Source organism: Bacillus sp. FSL K6-3431 (genome assembly GCF_038002605.1).
In the GTDB taxonomy this organism is placed as follows: domain Bacteria; phylum Bacillota; class Bacilli; order Bacillales; family Bacillaceae_C; genus Lederbergia.
This window is the reverse complement of record NZ_JBBOCT010000001.1, coordinates 4,603,983-4,626,502: the sequence shown is the minus strand read 5'-3', so window position 1 is coordinate 4,626,502 and position 22,520 is coordinate 4,603,983. Positions and strand designations below refer to the sequence as shown.

The following is a 22,520-nucleotide window of genomic DNA, read 5'->3' as shown; positions in this document are numbered from 1 at the left end:
ACTATAATTTCCTCTATACTTACAAAAATAACTAATAGTTTCACTAATTTTATTTCTCTTCAGCTTCTATTAAAAAACATGTGAACTATTAGCTTTGAGTCTAATTGGTTCATCTGTCATCAAATTATCATAAGCGAAGATGGCGGTATTAGGACTTAACCGTCTTCGGCCGGTCAAACCATTCGTCATCATTATTTCCATATTACAATTACCCCAGATAACCGGAACTGAATAGCCTAAAGGCCTGCTCTTTATGCTCGCTTACCGACGAAATGCCCTGGAATATTGATCTCTGCAGGAAAAAGGGATAAAGCACTCGCAGCTAAAGGCTATCGAATGCTTTGTAAAATTTACTCTATGTTAATCAATAATGAACCACTACCACTTTATTCTAAACAAAACATTTTTTAAACCTACTTAGTAGGCTTATTTAGCTATGTCTTTCTATAAGAAAAGAAAATAGTACTTTAAAAAGGTGCTGTCTAATAAGACTCTAAAATGCTCTTTAAAAGAGCATTACCCCATTTTGGGAACTATGTGATTACAGCCATATGAATGTACCACTTCTGCCAAGTTTTTTACCAGCGATTCCCATGAAGTCTACTACGGATTGCCATTGCATTTACAATGGGTATCGTCAGGAAAGTGCTAATTTATAACGTTGAGTATTAAAAGATAACAAAGCCTAATTCCTCTGTCTTTTTATGGAATCAGGCTTATAATTATACGTTATCGCCAGCTTTTCCTTCACTTCATACCGTACGGGAGTTTCCCAGCATACGGAGCTCCAACTAATCCAACTCATTCAATATTTTTAAGTGTATGCAAGATGAGATGTAGAATCAGAATGCTTGATTTAGACATTGCTCACGCAATTATTGACCTCTTTAAGTTGCTTATCATTTAACTTGTGATGATCTATCCTGAACATAATGAGGATTATTTGGAAGAATACCTTATAAACCTTGCAGAGAAAGGGACAGACATAAGGGATTCTCTATTTTAAATTATTTCCTATTGGAAATAAAAATAGGGTGCCATCCAAAACATTAAAAATTTCCGGCAACATCCTATTTTTATTTAATATTGAATTCAGTTTAGGTTTATTTTTCTGGAACAAGACCTCAAGCGCTCATACCACTTAAGCACGTCCTTGGCACCGAAAACGGTAACCTTCCATGCTAGAAAAAAATCTGCCATCTTGGTTTGCAGATTTCTCCCTTTTTTAATTTTTTAGCTTATTTAATATATCGCCAATTGCTTCTTCCCCAAATTCTTGCCATTTACTTTTATCCCGGATGTAGCCATCTCTGTCCAATGGCTCTTGAAATTGGCTAAATCCAGTAACAGTCAGCAACGAATTTTCATCTTTATCTAATCCTACGTTGACAACGTGTTTGATGACAAATGACTTCTGAAATTCAATTAGTGCATCACTTCTGTCCAGTTCGCCCTCAATCACCTGAATTGGCATTCGAATATAGTACGTTTCTCCATGCTCTCGGTGCATGACCCCATCAAAAAACCCGGAATCATATTCCCAACCTCCGCCTAGTACAAGTCCATGATTTTTCAACAAGTTTCTTGCTTCACCAAAGGTCATTTGTATGCCTTCCATATCCGTATCTAAATGTAACATGTAAATCGCCCCCAACTAGTTTTTTAATAGCATTTCCATTTATGGAGGGAACATGCAATTTTTAGTAAAAATAAGGATGTAGCCATTGGAGAAGACTGTAAAGAATTGGAATGGTGAGGATACAAATTAATGTAGAAAGTATGACACCAAACGAGGCGTAAGAAGCGTCTGCACGAAATTTTTCGGCATAAACAGAAGTTGTCGAAGCGCTTGGCATGGCACTAGTTAGCACAGCAATAATCAGTAAAGGGTATGGCACCCGCAGAAAAAGAAATAAGAGCAGAAATGATGGGAGTAATAGCAGCTTACATCCGGATGCAATCCAGAGATAGATATTTTTGCAATATTTCTCAAAAGCGTACTGTTTAATCTCAGCCAGTAAACTTCCAATTAATATCATCGATAATGGAATGGTCATTTTTCCTAGATTTTCAAATGTCGCCAAAACCACACCAGGCCAAGAGAATGGCATGAACATCATGGACAATCCTACTAATGTGGATAAAATACCTGGATTGATAAATAAGGCTTTCCAATTTACGAACTTTCCATTTCTGTTAAACAGATAAATGCCGTATGTCCAAATCAGGATCAGATAGCAGACGTTGAAAAGTGTGAGATAGATTATCCCTTGTTCCTTCATCAGAATATAGCTGACAGCAAAACCGATAAACCCTTGATTGCCAAAGATAATTAAACTTTCATATACACTCTTTTGCTTTGCGGGAAGTGCTGCCCTTTTTCTCAGTAAAGCCCCTACAAAAATGGATACAGTTAATATGAAGATAGACATGGTGACTAACCAAAGGAAGTCCTTCAGAAGTTCATTGGAAAAATTAATATTGAGTGAATATAAAATAAGTGCAGGTAACGTAATATAAAGCATAAGTTGCGTGATAAATTGGTTAGCATGGTCGCCAAGAATTTTTGTTTTACGGGCAAAAAATCCAACACCAGCCATGATATAAAGTGGAATCATCGCTTGTAAAAACGCACTCGTGTTCAGCAAAAGACTTCTCCCCTTTAATTTTTGTACTTAGCTTATGAATTCAAAGGAAAGAAGTTACTCTGCTTTCAAGTAAAATACTCAATTTTCGCCTCAGGAAAAAAGCGCTTTATATAACCGCCTATTGTATCCTTGATTTCCTCCTGCTGTGAATCCTCATACACATATTTGTAAATTCCATATCGCCCCCACTTTGTTTTTCGTTTGGATTCATCCAGTTCTAATTTCGTCATTGGATAGTTTTCTTGAATGACCCGCTTTGCTGGTTTCGTAAAGCGATGTTGTATCATTTCAAACGTCAAATCTTTTCGGGCAAACGCAGGTAATGATGCTTCCAGCTTTTCAAACATTTCCAAATAACCTTCTTGCCAGCCATCATGCAGATATATTGGGGCGATGATAAATCCCAGTGGATATCCAGCTTCTGCTACTTTAACAGCAGCCTCAATTCGTTCTTTCAGTCTGGAAGTTCCCGGTTCAAAATATTTAATAATATAATCATCGTTAATACTAAAACGAAAACGGGTTTTCCCCTGATGATCGGCATCGAGTAAGTGATCGACATGGGAAAATTTCGTAACAAAACGAAGCTTACCGTGTTTTGATTTCCCAAAAAATTCGATCGCTTGCTTCAAATGATGTGTCAGATGGTCCACGCCTACAATATCAGATGTACAAGATGCCTCAAATCGAGTACTTTCCGGTGCCCGCTCGTTCATATATTTTTCGGCGGCATCAAATATTTCATCTACATTCACGTACGTTCTGATATATGGTTTACTCCCCATCGTTGTTTGCAAATAGCAGTAATGGCAATGGCCCATGCATCCAGTTGCTAAGGGAATGGCATATTCAGCAGAGGGCTTTGATGTATCGAATTTAAGTGTTTTACGAACTCCGACAACGAGTGTCGATTTGGCAATACGGTATTTTTGAAAGTGGTTTTCCCCCGGAAGGTTACGAATCTGGTTATGAGAGGTCGTTTGGCGAATTTCTATCCCCATTTCCCGGAACTTTGAAATTAGTCTACTGCCATTGGAATACTCTAATGCTTGAGGTTCAACATAAACCAACTGTGGTACAAATGGCTTAACCATAGAATTCACCATTTTCGAAGCTGCCGAATGCTTCTTGATAAGCATTTTCAGCTTCCTCTTCAGTTGTGAAAATAGCTAATTCATCTGTCACTGGATAGTAATTATCGTGGGTAAATAGTGCTAGCTTATTCGGATTTTCCGGATGTTGTACAATTGCTGCCTGTTGAACATGCGCTACATCTTGTACGTGTGGATTGCGAATGATTATATACACAATTTCTCCTGGTTTATAGTTTTGATCCATGTCCATGTTTACACCCATTTTCTACGTTTTTCTTTTTATTGTGCCAATTAAACATTAATATATGTTTAAGATTTTATTTATGGCGAGAATCCGTTCTAATTATCTTCGCATTGAATTTACAAGAGACTTTATTGGGGTTTTTTTAAAGAAAACCTAAATTAAATAGGGATAGATAAGGATCATGGTGAAAATTCGTGGCAATCCTATTAAACACTGACTCTTTGCAGACGGAATCAGTGTTTAATAGGATTGAAGCACAGGGACGTTTCGGACGCTTCCCTTTACAAAATATGAAGAAGGAGCTTCGTCCCTATGCTTCTCGTGTTAATCCTGTTTGTTATTATTTAAATCAACTACTTGGTTAATATCTGTTTCATCGGAATCTGTACCTGCTAGTTTATCGAATAACTGTTTGACCATCTTAGTCCAATTACCCATCTCCCAATACTCTGCTACGTTAGCTTTAACCTTGATTAAAATAAGATTAGGATCATCACTAGTCGTTTGTAGCATCTTTTCGTAGGCAATATTCCACAGTTCTTTTATCTTTTCCCTGTTATTCACAAGCTCAGCAGTACCACGAATGGAAACATACGACTTTCCAACATATGATATATTCACATTCGGGTAACGAAGAAGTTCGTCATACTTGTCTGTATCTTTCATTGTCATGAACCATAAGTCGCTATCAAATTCAACCTCTTGCGTCTTCATGGGACGTGATACTAAGCCTTCCTCGGTAACTGTTGTTAACATAGCGATGTCGATTCCTTTAATTAAATTCCTTACTGTCTCAATTGCATCTTGGTCTGGATCAGGAGTAGTAGTCATATCGCTCACCTCTTTAGGTTTGTTATTGGCATGCAGCCTTATTCTCCATTATCCTTTGCAGAAGTTGCGGATTTTAAACGTTAGATAAGGGGGAAGCCTTTTAAAGAGTGGTCCACAGGGACATTTGATGGCTTAGGCTAATGAAAATTAGATTAAAGCCACTTCCGTTTGATTTGCAACAAAGGGAAGTGGCCAAAAAGGTGAAATCATCATAACACTTTATACGAGCTAAATCGAAGCGCCCGGCGGAAGACTGATCCTTCTTGGAAATCAATTAAATTTGTATAATAATTAAAACATTTTTACCTTTGACCTTCCAGAAGATATGAAGTGGTAAACAGTCTGTCATTCAGTGGTACACTTTTTGTCATTCGTTGGTACAAACTAAGTCAAGGATAGTACATTATTATTATTATGGCTGTAATCACTAAGTTGATTGTAGCGGAAGGCGTGAGAAAAACGGGTCAGTTGAGACCCCGCAGGCGCGTCTCAAGCGAGGGGACTGAAAATATTTCCATTTTTAAAGGTACTGGACGGTAGTACCAAAAAAGACGACTCTAAAATTCAAAAAGAATTTGAGTCGTCTTTTTCCATCAAGTACTTATTATTTTACCCTTACTTTTATCCATTAGTTTTAATATTCTTTTGAGTGCATTAGGAGTACTTTTTCAGTGGACTCGCAAAAGGTAGCTCTGCTATTTTAGTGTCAAATCTCACCACTCAAGAATGTTCTATCATATTTTACCGAAAGAGTACCCCTTCTTTCAGCCTTCGATCACCGAGGCTTGCACAGGAAGTGCTGACCTCTTCTGTATTTGCTCACAGGACACTTAACAGAGGTTCCTTTCCTATACGTATGAGAGGAGAAGCTGGCTGACAAAATCTTTTACCGGACCGTTTAAACACCCCTGAGGAGTCTACTTGCCGCTTTAATTCACCAAATCCTTGACATTGAAGCGCAATTACTACTGCAAAAACAATCCACTTGGTAACTTGGCATCATATTGTTCTGGGATCGCTAAGCCAAAAGCATGCAGTACGATTGCCGCAGTATTCATATTCCTAAAGCCTTCCTCCAATTGCGCCTCTGTATTTACTCCTGGTCCATGACATCCCCAGAAAACTGTCATATCTTGAGGATGATTACTACCATGAGAATAATGATGATCTCCGCCGCCGCCATGATCTGACGTAATGATTATCAAACTACTATCCAGCAGTCCAGCATCCTTAATCGCTTCAATAATAACACCTACAAAACGGTCTGTCTTCGTGATACTATCCAAGTACGGTTTTGTCCCATATCCATGCTGATGTCCCGCAGCATCTGGCGTATCAATTTGCACAAACATCCCCTTTAAATCTTGGTTTTCACGAATATAGGCAGCTGCTGCATGAACCAATTCTTCATCCGGCTTGGATACCGCTTGATGCTGCGTAGATTGTTCGATAATCCCATGATTAATAGGTGCCCATTCACTAAATGCAGCTAATTTACAATCCGGCCATGCATCCTTCATCACCTTAAAAAAAGAAGGAAATGGTGAATCTTCAGGGTAGGTCTCTGCCGAAATCAAATCATTATTTAACCCATGCTTTTCTGGCAATACACCATGCAAAATAGAGCCCCAACACTCTGCACTAATCGTAGGGTATGAAGCTTGTCCCGAATAAGTAAGAACCCCGTTTTCCAATAATTGATGGATGTTTGGTGAATCTGTATCTTTGATAAAATTACCGGCACCGTCCAGGCCGATCACAAATACTCGTTCAATTTTATTAACCATACCATCACTCCTTTGATTTATTTCTATAATACATAGACTTAGAGTCTACACCTTCTTCTAATTCGATACGGATCTTTGATTTCCTCCCTATTACAATAACTAATAGTTTAGTGTCAGGTGGCATGTACCAGTTTGATTAATTGATGACCATAAATGGTATTGTCCAATTTATATTTATTTGTCTCTTTAGACTGGTAGGCTGATTTCACTTGAACGAAAAAGTGCGTTCCACCACGGGCTGAACTAGTCAATGTAAGAATACCCTTATCAGGGTCAATGGATATACCATTTATATTTGTCGAATCCCTTATGGTGGTTCCTTCCGCCAATTGCCATGATAGCTCACCATTCACTTGCTTTCCATACTGATCAATCAGCCTTGCTTCAAACATAATTTCACTAATTTCTGCGCCCTTTGGTATCTTTAATTCCATCAGCTTTTTATGGCGCATAAAATGAATAAATAACGGTTTGGATGTTGCAGAAGACACTTTCATATGAAAAACCTTCTTCACTTTCAAGTCTGATTTTACTTTAGCTGTAATAAACAAATCTGTTTTTTCGGATATCTGATTAGTCATAGAAATTTCTCCTGTTTCACGATCAATAGAAGCTCCTGGAATACTTTTCGCATTTCCCCCAGAAATACTTTCTGAAAACTGCCATTCTAGTGGGATATCTTGCATTGGCTTATCAAATTGATCTAATACGGTTGCTGTCAATCGGAAATTTTTGCTAGTAGTATTTGTAGGTTTTTCAACAGAGTACGGCCTATTATTCTTATCAAACATAATATCATTCGCTTTTATAGGCTCATCTTTTTTATAAATTCGAACATAATCAATTGCAAATTCTTTTGGGAAAATTTTATTAGCCTTCCCCATTCCACCTTGAGGATATAATCCTAAAAAGGTCATCATTCTATAATCAAATGTACGATCTGTGACCTGGGCTAATTGATTATCAATATAGTATTTTGTCCCTTTTTCATCCCACTCAAAACCATATATATGAAACTCATTGCCTGGATCGAAATGGAATATTGTCTCAGGCACATACAAATATTCCAGACTTGTACTATCATTAGGATGCATGACAGGTCTCCAGGAAGTTAATTCATCCAAACCGATTTCAATAATATCTACTTCTCCCGTCTCATTCGATGAGCGCTTATCCACAACGGTCGGATCTTCAACATGCGGGTTGATGTTTTGGTCATCTTGTACACCAATCATCCACCAGGCAACATGACTACCATCACCTGTATCAGGAAGTTTAGCGCGAATTTCAAAATATCCATACTTCGTTGCCAAACCATCATACTCTGGAATAATTCGGCTTGATTCATTTACATTCGACCCAAACCGATGTAAATATGTTTTTTCAAAAGAAGTAATACTCGAGTTTTCGTTAGGATCAAACGGGCTCCATGATTGTGAATCTGTATCAGCTTTAATGACTATTGCACCATCTTCAAAAAAGTAATTAGTTTTAGAACGTATATCATCAGACCAATTTCTGATATATTGATCAGCCCAAACAGAGCGATCTAACATCCCTGTATCGAATTCATCATGAAAATATAATTTCCAACCATCCCTTTCCAAAGGATTCGGTGGGATATCTCGTCCTGAGGTTTTAATCACCTGCACTTCAGTCTCTCCTCTAATAATCATGTTATCTTTATATCTAGCAACAACTTTAAAAGTAGCCATATTAGCTTCTGGTGTAATGACTAATAATCCTTCTTGATCAATTGTTATCCCATTAACCTTAGCCGATAGAGACCAAATAACATCGTCTATTTTCCTTTTAGTATGATTATTTATTACAGCATTTGCTGTAAACCTTCTCCTCGTACAACCTGAGAATGGAATTTTTAAACTTTGTGAAACTGGCATACCTATCTCGCGATCAACAACCTCTATTTGCTTAATAGTTTCTAATTCATTGCACCCTTCCATAGCCTTTCTCCTTTATTTACTTATTTTTATGGTTGAACCACTTAGCTTTTCATTTATTCCTTCACACTACCGAGTGTTATACCTTTAATAAAGTATTTCTGCAAAAATGGATACACTAGTAAAACCGGCAAAATCCCCATAAATATTTGTGCCGTTCTTAATGTTTTTGATCCCATTTCTTGGAGTCTACTTAAATCTTCTGATGATATCGCTTGCACATTAATCGATGTTATTAAAGTAGATAGGTAGGATTGTAAAGGATAGTTTGCCGGTGAATTCATGTATAAAATTCCATCAAACCAAGAATTCCAGTGTCCGACAATGGTAAATAATAGGATTGTAGCCAGTGAAGGCAATGAGATCGGTAAATAAATTTTAAATAGCAATGTCCAGTGTCCGGCACCATCTACAGTAGCAGCTTCTTCTAGATCCTTGGGAATATTGCGAAAGAAGTTTAATAACATAACCATATAAAAAACATTCAATGCGCCTGGTAAGATCAATGCCCAAATCGAATCAAGTATCCCTGTGTCTTTAACTACCATATAAGTAGGTATTAGTCCCCCACCGAAAAACATGGTAATCACAAAAAACCATACATAGACTGTTCTACCACGAAACTGCTTATTGCTCCGTGACAGAGGGTAAGCAGTAATAATAACCAAAAACATATTTAATACAGTGCCGATAACTACCCTTTTAACAGTAATCCACAATGCAATAAAGAAGTCCACATTTTCTGCTAAATATTGATAAGAGACTGTTGTAAATTTAACTGGTATAAAAAATACTTCTCCTGCAACTGCAGCACTATTTGAACTAAGGGAAACCGCCAATAAATGAAGAAAAGGAAGTATCCCTAACAATGTAACGCCAGTTAAAAATATCATGTTCGCAACGTTAAAAATCCTTTGCCCCATTGATTCCTTATAAAACATAATATCGCTCCAATTCTATGTCAAAAAATACGGTAATCCGTATATTTGAAAGCTAAAAAGTATGAAAGTCCAACCAAACCTAATGATATTACTGATTTAAAGAGACCAACCGCTGCAGCTGCTGCATATTGCTGATCAAATAAGCCCAGCCTATAAACAAATGTATCGATAACATCTGCGCCTTCATACACTGTTGGATTATATAAAATTAGTATTTGATCAAATCCAGCACTTAAAATCCCACCAATACTTAATGTTGCTAACAAAATGATGATTGGCAGTATACCTGGAAGGGTAATATGTAACATTTGCTTCCATCGGGTAGCACCATCCACATCAGCAGATTCATATAAGCTTGGATTAATACCCACTATCGCTGCTAAGAAGATGATCATATTATAGCCCATACCTTTCCAAACATCAGAACTGATAATAATTGTCCGAAACCAGCCGTTACTTCCAAGGAACATAATTGGTTCAATATTAAAAAACTCTAATAATGCATTGACCGGACCATTTAAAGAAAATATCTCAAATACTACTCCTCCCAACACAGCCCATGATAAAAAGTAAGGAAGAAAAACACTTGTTTGAATGATCCGCGAAAAATATACCTTTCTTACTTCGTTCAGTAACAAAGCTAATATCAAAGGAACGAGCAGGCCTAATATTACTTTTGACACAGCTATAAGCAATGTATTGTAAATAATTTGTCCGAAATCTGGTAAATTGAAAATATACTCAAAATTTTCCCAACCTACCCATGGAGAATTCAAGAAACCTAAATACGGTTGAAAGTCTTGAAAAGCCATGACAATTCCAAGCATTGGACCATAAGCATAGATCAAAGTTAAAATAACAGCTGGGATCAACATAATATGCATTGGAAATTCTTTTTTGAACTGAATCATAAAAAAGTGACCCTTTTTCAATTTAAAACCCACCTTCGTTCTTATCTAATAAAGAGGGAGATTTCTCCCTCTTTATTAATAATCTATTAACCCTTAACTATTGTAGACAATTTGTTGGATTAGCACATAATTATATCGAAAAGTAAACGTTGTAATGGCACCTTTCTATAGCATTTCGGATAAACTATTTATTATTTTTATACCATTCATTCACTTCTTCTGTAATCTTATCACCACCTAGTTTACTCCAACTCTCCGTATAATCATCAAACTTATCAATAGACTCTGAGCCCATAATTATTTTAACAAAGGTTTCATCTGTTAATTTATCTAATGAGCTACCTTTTGAGACCATAGTCGGGGTTGTACCACCACCAAATTCATTAAAAATTACATTTCCCTTCTCGCGAATTTTCTCTACCATTCCCCAACCACCATCTTCGGCAACACGGCTAAAATATAATCCCCATTGTGATTCATCACCATCAAAGTATTTTTTTGCCGCTTCAAACATACTTATTGATGTGGAATTAGTCGAATCAATTTGTTCTGCCTTTTTCTCTAAAGCCTCATTCACGTCTTGATACGCTTGACTAAAATCGTCCGGCTTATAAATTCTTGGTTGATACCAGTTATAGACATATCCGTTCTCTACTGTTATCTCATCCTTATACTCCGGCTTTTGCATCTCTTGATAGAAATTAATCATTTTTAGTACAGCTTCAGGTTGTTTAAAGTCTTTCGTAGCAACTACTACAGAGCCCAGTCGTAACGATGGGATAAGTGAATCTTTCGCTTCTCCCTTATATGTTGGAAGCTCCAATGGTATCCATTCAGCGTTTGGATCTTGTTCTTTAGAAGTATTAAGTGGGTAGCCAGGATACCACCATTCACCGAATGAAATACCTACTTTTCCTGCAACAATATCCTCTACAGCTTTATCTATGTCCTTTAATGCAAATTCTTTATCAATTATTCCTGATGCATACCAAGCATTCATAAACTTTAATGCTTCCTTCGTCTCAGGTTGGGTTTCACCTGGAATCAAGTCACCATTTTCTCCTTTAACCCAAGATTTTGGATATGCCCCCATGGAATAAAATAGGCCTCGTGCATCAAATCCCCAAGAAATTAGTTCCTTATTAAGTGCGATCCCATACGTATCATTCTTTCCATTTCCATCAGGGTCTTGATCCACAAACGCTTGAGCAACATTTTGTAACTCTTCCAAGGTCTTTGGTTCTTTTAAATCTAATTTATCTAACCAATCCTTCCTGAGCCATAAAAATTGAGCAGACATATATGGGTCCTCAAAATTAGGTATTCCTAATATTTTTCCGTCTTGTTTAAATAAATCTAACGTTTTTCCTCCATCAAATTCCATATAACTTTTAATCTCTGGAGATGCATAGTCATTATAAGCATCCGTCAAATCTGCCAATACGCCCTGTTGCTTAAATTTTTCAAACTGCTTCATATCAATCGTCATAACATCCGGTAAGTCACCCGAAGCAATTGTTAAGGAAAACTTTTGTTCAAATTGTTCCGTAGGTACTGTCCAGTCATATTGTATATCTATATTTAACATTTCTTTTAGCTTTTTTACATATCCATTTGTCTGTGGTGTAACACCCTTCTTGGTGTTAGGATCTTCAGGTTTCCCGTGCCCAAAGACTTGTGATACCACAACCGTGTTTTCATATTTTCCAAATGGATCTTTATCACCAGGTTCAGGTACCTTTCCAGATTCCCCCTGGTTATCCGAACTACTGTTTTTGCTGCATCCAGCTAGTACGGACCCTACTACCATAAAGATAATAACCAAAATTAAAGCAAACTTATTTCTCATTTTTACCCCCACTTTCTTTTTTGAATATTCCCTCTTCCCACCATTAATTATAATTTCACACGCAAGCGCTTACAATAAGAGTCTATTTACTTCCTTATACTTTGTTTACTTTCTCCACCGTTGTTCTCGATAATCTTGTGGGGATTGATTAATATTCTTTTTAAAGAACATAGTGAAATAAGAGGGCGAACTAAATCCTAGCTTGCTGGCAATTGTTTGTACAAACATTTCAGTTTCAGTTAAATAATATTTGGCCATTTCTATTTTTAATTGATTAATATAATCGGAAATATTTATTCCCGTCTGTTCCTTATAGAATCGGGATAGATAGGATGGATTGAAATAGACAGATTTAGCTATTGTTGTAAGCGATAGATCGCCTGAAATATTTTCTTTTATATATTCATTAACATGTGAAACAAGATTATGTTTTCCCTCTTCTCTTTTTGTAGTTTGGTACTCACATATTTTTTTTACAAAATAATCAATTTTCTCTTTGGTGTCTATAATAATTGGGAAATTATCGATTATCTTACTGGTCAGTTTCTCATTCTCTCTAACTAAATGATGATATAAATCTTTATTACGTAAAAATTCTAATAAAAGTAACGATATGGAATAAAAGAATTCTGTTTTTACAATATTGGAATGGCGACTACTGTTGAATAGTTCTTCAAATATTTTATTAACTATTTCTAGTGATTTATGATGATCGCCTACAGAAATAGCACTTTCTAAAATAAGCAAATCCTTCTTCCAAAAATGATAGTTGGATGTCTCGATTTCATCTTCAAAAAATGGATTTTCCTCCCCTAGATCTACAATAATCATTTCATTCGTGTAATAGGACATTATTTTCAGGGATTCACAAATTTTATGAAAAGCATGACTAACAACCTGACAATCAACTGGTTCATCTCCTATAACAAAAGACACCTTCGTTTGTAAGAGGCTTAAGTAATTATCCTGTACATTCTCTAAATATCCTTTTAAATATTCTTTTATTGCTCCCCATTCAGGCTTATCTTCCTTATAGAATACTCCGTTGACTTTTTTCGGCTGTATGAACCAAACTGCTAAACTATGTTCAAACATAAAAAATTCTATTGATAAGTTTGGGTGTAGTTCTTTGATAAATAGACTTTCAATATAGTAAAGATTTTGCAATCTTTCCTCACTACTTTCGGAGCTTTTAATGCTTTCCACTCGCCCAGCAATCGTAAACCACTTTCCATCTAATTCAATGTCAAATGCATCCTTCTCGATAACGGGGCTTTTCAATATGCCCGTTACACTTTCACCTTTTGCTAATGCCTCTAATACCTTCCTTTTTACAATCGGTATCATCTTTGCAAATTTACTTTCAGTCGTCTTGATTAGTTTTTGATAAGATCTCTTTTCTTCTATCTTCATTATTGACTTTTTTACTGCAGCAATTAAAATTTCATCATCCTCGGTTTTTAAAATATAACTGTCTATATTTCGTTTCATTGCATGATAGACATAATCAAAATCGTCGTAACCTGATAAAAATATGATTCGGCACTGAGGCCAAAATGTTAGTAATTCATCGATAAATTGCAAGCCGTTTTTTATTGGCATTCTCATATCAGAGATAACAATATCAATCCTTGTTCGCATAACATGCTTCATCGCCTCTGTAACAGTGTAAGCCGTGTAAATCTCCAATTCTATGTCTACTTCAGAAAATAAATGCATTAACCCATCTACAATAAAAGGCTCATCGTCTACTATAAGCAATCGATACATATTAATATCCTTCTTTATTATTTATTTTTACTTCTATTTTTAACCCACCTAAACTACTTCTACTTGCATATAAACCACTTTCATCTCCATATCGTAATTTCAATCGGGAACAAACATTGAAAATTCCCGTTTTTTCAATTTCCTTTTCTGGATATTGTAATTTATTTTGAAGTTCAAATAATCTTGCATCCGTTAACTGATTGCCATTATCTTCTATTGTAATGATCAAATTTTTGTTTATGTATGTCACGCCAATATGGAGTATTCCTTCTTCAATGTGTTCAAAGGCATGTTCAAATGTATTTTCGATAACCGGTTGTAGAATTAAACGTGGTACTAAAATGTGTTTAATATCACTAATTAATTCAGGGGCAAGGAAACTAATTCTATTTGAAAAACGGATTTTCTGAATAGTACAGTAGTCTAGAGCATGCCTATATTCTTTTTCAAACTCTACTTCATCGTTTCCACCTTTTGTAATAAACTGATAGTAGCTTGCTAGCCTTTGGGATAGAATGGAAACTTGATCAAGATCATTCATTTTACTTAAGCGATAAATATTATAAAAACTATTATATAAAAAGTGTGGATTAATTTGCGATTGAAGCTGTTTTAATTCGGAATTCTGTATAGCTAATTTTTGCATATAATTATCTTTAATAAACTGATCTAGTCGATCAGTCATTTCATTAAAGCTATTATATAAGTAAGAAAACTCACTTTCATGTTTAGTATCTATATAGTTGCCCTTACTAGATTCTTGATGATTTTTAAATAATAATAGCAATTTATTAAGTGGTTTATGTATCATTTTGTTTACAGACCACGAGAATATAAGAAAAGTGAGAAAAGAGACGATCGTTAAAATTAAAAATCCCAAACTCAAACTAGATAACTTTTCAGTCATTTCTTTTCTATTAATGTAAGTATATAAAGTCATGTCTAAAAAGGAAATTTCACTAGAAGTAATTAGATATTCACTTTCGTTAATTTTAGCAATACCAGAACGACGATTGGTAGGATTTACAGCATCCATGTTTGTTTTTTTCATAGCAATTCTATCTGATAATATTTCCCTTAATATCCCTTGGTTTATTTCGCTATTAGCATTAATATAACCAGAAGAATGATCGACCAAAAGCACACCTGCATCTTCTTTTCCTTCAGTAATACGGGCAATCATTTCAAGTAATTTATCCTCTGATAACTGAATATATGAAATAATCTCCTCACTTTTATCTCTCGCAACAAGAAAAACTTTATCTTCAATATAATACAAGTTTTTAATTCCATTTTTATTAATTTTTTCGTTACTTACATCCCAATCATTACTATTGATTTGGTGTAAGCCATTATTAATCGATATCGATCGATCATATGATTTTAGAAGTATTCCATTATTCATTACTAAATCACTCGAATTATTTATCGTATATAGTTCTTCTTTAATACCATTTACCAAAGCTACTTCCTCATATCCAGTTACTAAATCTCCTAGAAAGTTTAATTTCTCTACATCAGAATCTGAAAAAAGTTGTAATTGACGAGTGCTTAGAAATAAAATTTGTTCATTCAATAAATCTCCATAAAAGCTTACTTTAGATAAAACCGAATCCAAATACTGTTCTTCAATGTTCTTTTTACCGTAATTAGTTAGTACCAAGCTTATAACATATAAAAATAATAGCATTATTCCAAAAACTATTATCATTTTTTGATAAACTAATAATTTATTAAAGACATTAACCCGCTTTATTATCGTTGTCACCTACTTTCTTAGATAAAAAAAGAATAACACCTTTTCTGATGGTAATATTGGAGACGAAACCAATTATACCAAAGAAAGGTGCCACTTATGAAGAGTCATTCGAACCTCTGTAAATTAAATGATATCACTCAAAATCAACTTCTTGTTTTTTCGCTGCAGATTCATAATACCTGTTAAAATTTTCATCATTTCCACACCATCATCAATCCCACCAATTGGCTGTCCCCTATTAGTGAAACTTCCATTAGTAATCTCTACTAATGGAAGTTGAAAAAAGTCGGTCTAGCGTTGGTTCTAGAACTTCCTTTTTTCAGTGAGCCAATAACAAAATTATCAGCTGCTATTAAGCACTTTATCAAACATCCATTATTATTCTACCAAACCAGTACGGTCTACGCTTTCTACGAAATGGCGTTGGAAGAATACAAAGATTAGTAACGGAGGTAAAATAGATAAGAAACTAGCTGCCATTTTAATTGCTCCAGCATCAAAGCTTGAAATTTGTTGAGTCTCAACCGAACTTGTAATTACCCTATCCAACTGTAGCATTTCACTAGCAAGCGGTAGCAATTTTGACTCTGTTAAAAACATCTGTGGATAGTAAGTGTCGTTCCAAGTCCACACAAAAGAGAATAAAAATACAACCAATATTGCTGGCTTTGCTAACGGAAGCATAACCTTCAGGTAAAATTTGATCGCAGTTGCACCGTCAATTTTGGCTGCCTCTTCCAATTCCTTCGGTTGAGTAAGGAAGAATTGACGAAAGATAATGACGAATAATGCGCCCTTTACCCCAAATCCTAAAATAGAAGGGATAACTAAGGTAAGCAATGAATTATTTAACCCCAAGTTTGTATAAGCAATGATTGTCGGTAAAATAATAACCTGTGGTGGAATAATAAACGCCATTAGCAATAACCCAAAAACAAGCTTTTTAAAAGGAAAGTCTAATCGAGCTAGGGCATATCCTGCAAATCCACATGATATACAATGAAAAACGGATGCAGCCAAAGCAACGATCAAGCTGACTGAGAACGCCTGTGTATAATTCATCATCTCCCAAGCACGAAGAATATGACCCAAATAAAGTTTAGTAGGAATCCAAGTTACGGTAGGATTCATTAGATCTGCCGTACTCATGAGCATATTCACTATCATTTTTAATATTGGATTTAGATAAATATAAGAAGTTGCGATAAATATAGTGTATAGAAAAACTTTGAAAAGCAGTCCTTCATTAATCTCTTTACCAAGTACAGTATATTTTACGCTTCTTACGCCTTTCCGAAAGTTGAATTTCCCCTTTGCTCGATTACTGTTTTTTGCTGTCTCGATATTAACATTCATTTAACACCCCTCCTAACCTCTTGATAACTTCTTACCTCTATTCATCCTCATATAAATCAGCATGACTAACGCCAACGATACACTAATAATGATAAAGTAGATCCAGGCAAGTGCACTACTATAACCATAATTTCCTGTACCTATTAAGCCGATTATAGGATTAAACGGGAATGTAAACATGTCAACAACTGTATAAATTAAATTTAAAAAGATAAAAGGTGACATGGCTGGCAACGTTATTTTCCAAAAGACCTCCCAAGGAGATGCACCATCTATTCTTGCAGATTCATAGGCGGAAATAGGGATTGTTTGTCTTCCGGATAAGAAAATCAAGATTTGAACACCGGAATACCATAAAACTAAGACAAAACGATTCAATAAGGTTTTAACTGGTTGTCCCCATGAGCTGTCACCGAGAACCGCGTCTAGATATGTTCCAATAGAAAAACGTTCCAAAAAGCCTAGACTGCCTTCTCCCTGATTTACAAATTCAGTTAATAAATAACCGGTTGTAAAAATAACGGGTAAGAAAAAAATTGCACGAAACAGAAAGCGACCATGTAGTTTTTGATTTAACAAAATCGCGATCATCAGTGAAAATATCAGGATTATCGGTACCATAATAACAACTTCTTGAAAGTACGGTATTAACTCATCATAAAAGGATGAGCTGTTAAAGAGGATTTCTCTGTAATAACCGATCCCATTAAAATCGTACTTCATGCCGCTAGGAAGAATTTTCACTTTATGAAAGCTCATATACAGTGAAAATCCTAGGGGAAAAGCAAGAAAAGTCATAAAACCTATTAACCAAGGAGCAATAAACAAGCTCCCCTCCAAATTGCGGGATATTTTAGCACTTAGCCTCCTTTTTATCATTTATTTCCCTCCTTCAATTACGACAAAGTCCTCTGCCTCTATGGTGATTCCTTCATTAGTGTAGGGAAAATCATTGTAATTAACGATAATGCGTTTTCCCTTTTCATATGTTGTTTCAAACACCTCATTTGCTAACATACGGTGATCCGTAATAAACTGATCTTGTACATCGGCTAGCGCCTCATTAAAACGTTGATATTGTGAAGCAATTTCCGCTTCCCAATCCTTATAATAGGTACTATAAAATCTACGCATAGACCTTGATTCCAATAATTTATTTGATTCTTCATACGTAACTAAAAATGCTGGAGAACCTCCGTATTCAATCCCTTTTAAAAATGCTTCCTTTACATTTCCGCTCATATTACCGTATTCAAACGAATAGCTTACTAAACCATGAAGGGCAATTTGAGCAAAAGGTACTGTTCTATCTACAAATAAATCGTATGAATAATTATTATCCATCTGTTCTATATGACTACTATTATTTAAAGCATAAAAGTTACCTGATGCTACACGCACATCACCAAGCTCTTGTTTTGTTTTTTCAAAGATATCTTGCTGAATTTCCTTTACCTCAGACCTCGATGCTAAATAGCGATCATTGTAATCCGTTACTAGAGTTGAACCAATGCCATCACCATATACATAACCATCAACACCTAATTCATTCACTTTATTTAGATCATTATAAATGACCTTCTTCATAAAGAGTGGGCTTACAAAAACAGTCTCAACACCTGTTCTGAAATACTTGATTACAGATGAATACAAATCACGTAATCCATCTCTACTTTCTCGGAAGTGGTCCTTCCCAGTATTGTTATACGTATAGGAGCTTGCATCAAGATAAACAGAAAATTGTTTTGAGTGAGCAAAATCTACAAAATCCTTCATCTCATCATTACCACCTAAGTGATTAGAAATCGGGAAATGCCCGCCGAATTTGCCGTATCCACCCTTTTGCCAACCTTGATAAGTGATAGACATATCTTCAACACCTAAACTATTTAACTCCTGCACGATCTGTTTTGCTTGTTCCATCGTTGTTAATGATAGGAAAGAATCTAGTAAAAAGCCCTTTTTAGTCCCACCACCAAGAATACTTAATTGTAAATCCAAGTTTTCTTTTTTATCATCTTTTACCTTAATTCCTTGCTCCTCGATTAAATACTGACGATACCTTTCAGCTATTTCCACATAATCAGCGTCATCGTTTTCTATCATATAGTAACGAGTTGATCGGTCTGTACGCTGAATATCACCTGTATAAGTAAAATATCCATCTGTCTTCTTTTTATTTGTAGGTTGGAAGACTTTAAAGCGATACAAATGTTCAGCAGTTGCCCAATTATATTGGCTTAATGATTCTGAAGGAGCTGATACAATGTTAGCGTAAACATCTCCTTCATTAATAATCCCCAATATCGCTTGCTCTCCCGACCTTATACCGAATATCGGCATTCTTACTGGGAGTCTTGAAGATAAATTAGCATTAGCTGAAAAAGCCAAATCCTCGCCATATACTCGTTCACTATAGAAGTCCGTTGTGCTTGCCCGATTCTTTTTAAAGTCGATTAGCACACCGGAACCATCCGGGAGGAATAAAAACCCATCTTCCTCCTCGGAACTATCTGCACCTAAAAACGGAAATAATCGTAGGGAAACAAGTCGAATCATCGGGTCCTTCTCATCTTTTTTATATTCCTTAACATCTTGAATACCTTCTGATAAAACCTTTGTTTCCACAAAGTCCTTCCCAAGCTGGACCTGAATCGGAATAACAAAGCCAATATTAGGCATGTCATATGTTATCTGAAACCCATTATCAATCTTTTTGAAATCAACTGTTCCTTGTTGGTTATTAAAATTTGATTCTTTAACCATGTCTTTTCGCACATTCATTTCTACATATGAAAACATAAATGGCGATTGTAAATGGGATTGCCATGCATCTGAAGTTCCCCCTTGATCCCAGGCATCGGGATTAGGAAAAGATCTAAATACATTCTCCGTTTTCTTGTTCAATACGCTGAAATGGCCTGTTTTAGGATCAGCTTTTAAGATAAAATTATCGTTTTCAGCAACTGTCTGAAAATCACTATCTTTAGGTAAGTTATTCGCCTTTACTTCGGTATTAGCTTTCTGTTCTGATTTTGTTTCTTCTTCAGTTTCTTCTACGTCTGTTGATTCAGCTGTTTCTTCCGTATTTTCTTTATCGGCTTGATCTTCATTGGCTAAAGCCGTACTACTTGACGTTGGTATTGCCGATAATAATAAAAGTAAGGTCAAGGCCACAATCAAAATCGCTTTTCCCATTTTCATTACATGGTCACCTCCCTATAAAGTGTCAAGACAAAGTCAATTGTTTCTGAGGAAAGACCTAGAACAATAAAAATCAACACCCATAGCATAATCATTGAAAATAATGATAGTAAAATGTTAACAATCGCTTCACCGACTGAATAATTTTGTAGTGCCTGTACCATCCAGAAAAACAAGGCAGCACTCCAAACAAGCATCAACATTTCAAAAAATCCATATATTGAAGATTCATTTAATGTCATTATATTTGAAAAAAGTGCCAATGGTAGTCCCAAAAGGACAACTGGAAACAGTGCATATGCACTACCGATAAACACATCTTTAAATCGTGCTTGACCTTGCTTGATAGATCCTATTAGGTAGTGACATATCACCCAAGATACCCAGACTACAAAAGCGATTGTCATAATAGAGTTGACGTTTGTACTTCCTATCGGTACCGGTTGAAAAGTAAAACTTGTAAAGTAAATTCTTCCCAGAACCATCGATATGACTAATGCTAAGATGATCAATGCACTTGTATATCCCCCCATATTTCTGAAACGGATATCTGCAAAACCATCTAACGGATGTTTAAGTATGTAAAAAGCATGTTTTAACTGTTGAATTAATTTTATATCTGTCAGCTTTTTACTTTTCTTCTTCTCTGATTTACTTTTAACTTTTCTTCGTCTCACCATTTGATTTCCAGCGATGCTAGCAGCGCCAATTATAAGAAAACCATTCGCGAAATAAGCAAAGTTACTCTGGAACCAATTTAATCGAATTTGCCAAAATGAATCTGAATACCCTTGCTCCTCGCCAGCAAACTTATATAATTCTGTAGCCTTTTCAAAATCCTCTTGATTGAAAGCCGCTCGAGCTAGTCCAGAATATGCCGGTGTAAATAGCGCATTTTGTCTAACTATTTCTTTCCAGTACTGCTCACTCTCTTCATATTTACCTTGTTGAGTCATAATATAAGCGTCTCGGACAGTACCGCCAAATTCTGTTGGTACAAGTACCTGAACTAAGTTTAATGCGTCATCTAATATGAATATTTCATTTGCAGAGTTTGTATCTAAAGCGACAGGACTCCTATTTACTCCCATTTGTGGTGAGCCACTACCGGATCCAAATGCTCCCCAGAAAAAAAGCAAATCCCCATCTTGGTTGTATTGCGCAACTAATGCACTGGCTTTATCTACAACCGTCACGATCCCATTTTCATCAACGGTTATGTCTGTAAGATCGGAGCTGGGTGGTTTTTCCTCACCTTCAACTTCCTTAATGACGGCATTTTCCCGCAAAAATCCTACATTTATATCCTTTGTAAAGGAAAATTCCTTCCACTGATTTTCTCCACGAATGTTTAACTTTTTAATTTGCTCTGTCGAATCTCTTTGTACAGTGTAAATATAGCCGTTTTCATCAATATCTATATTTCTGATTGGGCTTGGTAATAATCGGACCTGCCTTTTTAACTGTTCTTCCGTATAAAATAGATTACGAACTCTATCCATTAATGATACTTCGGTTATGTTTGTACCATAAAATCCGTAAAATTCTCCCTCTGGGTCGAATTGAATAATCCCTTGGAAAGTTCCCCGCGATACTACGTAAACAAATCCACGTCTGTCTACAGTCATATTTATTGGCTCATAGACGAATGCATCATTGATATATTTCGATTCAGGCCGAGAAAATTCTTGAAGCATTTTGCCATCTTTATTTAAGCGAACAACCCGCTTATTACCTGTATCAGCAATGTAAATATTTCCATTTCCAGTAACGAAAACTCCAGATGGTTGCTTCAAAGGGCTTTCTGGAATGGAAAGAACCCTTACAAGTTGTCCCTCTTTATCAAGGTGAACGATACGATCATTACCAGTATCAGCGATATATACCTCGTCTTTATTATCTACAAATAAATCTTGGGGTTTATTTAGTGGTGAATATACCTTTTCCCCCTTTTCATCCACTACATATATATCTTGAGCAAATACTCCGATAGGTTCATATGCAGGCTGTGTGAAAATTGTTCTTCCGAAACCATCAACGCTAAACGTTTCATAAGGCGTGTCTGCTTTTCCCGTTAACGAAAATGAGAAGAAAAATGTTATAAGGCTAAGAATGGCGACTAGCGAACGCCAATTTTTCCCTTCGTTCATAAATGACCCTCCGTT

The 22,520-nt window shown here is 35.8% G+C and carries 16 protein-coding genes; all 16 read right to left on the bottom strand.

Annotation, left to right across the window (positions count from 1 at the left end):
- Nucleotides 1-1,225: 1,225 nt before the first annotated feature.
- The 16 genes from MHB53_RS22115 to MHB53_RS22040 all read right to left on the bottom strand — a co-directional run bounded on the left by MHB53_RS22115 (nt 1,226) and on the right by MHB53_RS22040 (nt 22,505).
- Nucleotides 1,226-1,639, bottom strand: coding sequence for a YugN family protein (locus MHB53_RS22115; RefSeq protein ID WP_340922488.1), 414 nt, complete (start codon nt 1,637-1,639; stop codon nt 1,226-1,228).
- A 61-nt stretch (nt 1,640-1,700) separates the two neighbouring features.
- Nucleotides 1,701-2,648, bottom strand: coding sequence for an AEC family transporter (locus tag MHB53_RS22110; RefSeq protein ID WP_340922486.1), 948 nt, complete (start codon nt 2,646-2,648; stop codon nt 1,701-1,703).
- 65 nt (nt 2,649-2,713) lie between these two features.
- The gene (gene splB / locus MHB53_RS22105; protein ID WP_340924921.1) at nt 2,714-3,742 is read right to left on the bottom strand and encodes a spore photoproduct lyase; all 1,029 of its coding nucleotides are present in this window, start codon (nt 3,740-3,742) and stop codon (nt 2,714-2,716) included.
- The gene (locus MHB53_RS22100; protein ID WP_340922484.1) at nt 3,735-3,992 is read right to left on the bottom strand and encodes a transcriptional regulator SplA domain-containing protein; all 258 of its coding nucleotides are present in this window, start codon (nt 3,990-3,992) and stop codon (nt 3,735-3,737) included. Before MHB53_RS22100 ends, splB begins: the two co-directional genes overlap by 8 nt.
- 318 nt (nt 3,993-4,310) lie before the next feature.
- Entirely contained in the window at nt 4,311-4,817 is a 507-nt protein-coding gene (locus tag MHB53_RS22095; RefSeq protein WP_340922482.1) for a pyridoxamine 5'-phosphate oxidase family protein, read from the bottom strand.
- 965 nt (nt 4,818-5,782) lie between these two features.
- Nucleotides 5,783-6,604, bottom strand: a complete 822-nt coding sequence (locus tag MHB53_RS22090; RefSeq protein ID WP_340922480.1) for an alkaline phosphatase family protein — start codon at nt 6,602-6,604, stop codon at nt 5,783-5,785.
- Nucleotides 6,605-6,717: 113 nt separating this feature from the next.
- Nucleotides 6,718-8,568: a glycoside hydrolase family 16 protein gene (locus tag MHB53_RS22085; RefSeq protein WP_340922478.1), complete on the bottom strand. Its 1,851-nt coding sequence runs from the start codon at nt 8,566-8,568 to the stop codon at nt 6,718-6,720.
- Between the two features lie 53 nt (nt 8,569-8,621).
- Complete coding sequence (locus tag MHB53_RS22080) at nt 8,622-9,506, bottom strand: carbohydrate ABC transporter permease (RefSeq protein WP_340922476.1); 885 nt, start codon at nt 9,504-9,506, stop codon at nt 8,622-8,624.
- Nucleotides 9,507-9,526: 20 nt separating this feature from the next.
- Nucleotides 9,527-10,417 carry an ABC transporter permease gene (locus tag MHB53_RS22075; protein ID WP_340924918.1) on the bottom strand — a complete coding sequence of 297 codons (891 nt, stop codon included), beginning with the start codon at nt 10,415-10,417 and terminating at the stop codon, nt 9,527-9,529.
- Nucleotides 10,418-10,601: 184 nt separating this feature from the next.
- On the bottom strand, nt 10,602-12,266 hold the full coding sequence (locus MHB53_RS22070; protein WP_340922475.1) for an extracellular solute-binding protein: 1,665 nt from the start codon (nt 12,264-12,266) through the stop codon (nt 10,602-10,604).
- 105 nt (nt 12,267-12,371) lie between these two features.
- On the bottom strand, nt 12,372-14,036 hold the full coding sequence (locus MHB53_RS22065; protein ID WP_340922473.1) for a response regulator: 1,665 nt from the start codon (nt 14,034-14,036) through the stop codon (nt 12,372-12,374).
- Nucleotide 14,037: 1 nt separating this feature from the next.
- A complete protein-coding gene (locus MHB53_RS22060) occupies nt 14,038-15,804 on the bottom strand; it encodes a sensor histidine kinase (protein ID WP_340922471.1) in 1,767 nt (588 codons plus the stop codon).
- Between the two features lie 369 nt (nt 15,805-16,173).
- Nucleotides 16,174-17,151 carry a carbohydrate ABC transporter permease gene (locus tag MHB53_RS22055; protein WP_340922469.1) on the bottom strand — a complete coding sequence of 326 codons (978 nt, stop codon included), beginning with the start codon at nt 17,149-17,151 and terminating at the stop codon, nt 16,174-16,176.
- Between the two features lie 12 nt (nt 17,152-17,163).
- Nucleotides 17,164-18,030, bottom strand: coding sequence for a carbohydrate ABC transporter permease (locus MHB53_RS22050; protein WP_340922467.1), 867 nt, complete (start codon nt 18,028-18,030; stop codon nt 17,164-17,166).
- A complete protein-coding gene (locus MHB53_RS22045) occupies nt 18,031-20,355 on the bottom strand; it encodes a DUF5696 domain-containing protein (protein WP_340922465.1) in 2,325 nt (774 codons plus the stop codon).
- On the bottom strand, nt 20,355-22,505 hold the full coding sequence (locus MHB53_RS22040) for a YIP1 family protein (RefSeq protein WP_340922463.1): 2,151 nt from the start codon (nt 22,503-22,505) through the stop codon (nt 20,355-20,357). The genes MHB53_RS22045 and MHB53_RS22040 overlap by 1 nt, the downstream gene beginning before the upstream one ends.
- Between the last annotated feature and the right edge of the window lie 15 nt (nt 22,506-22,520).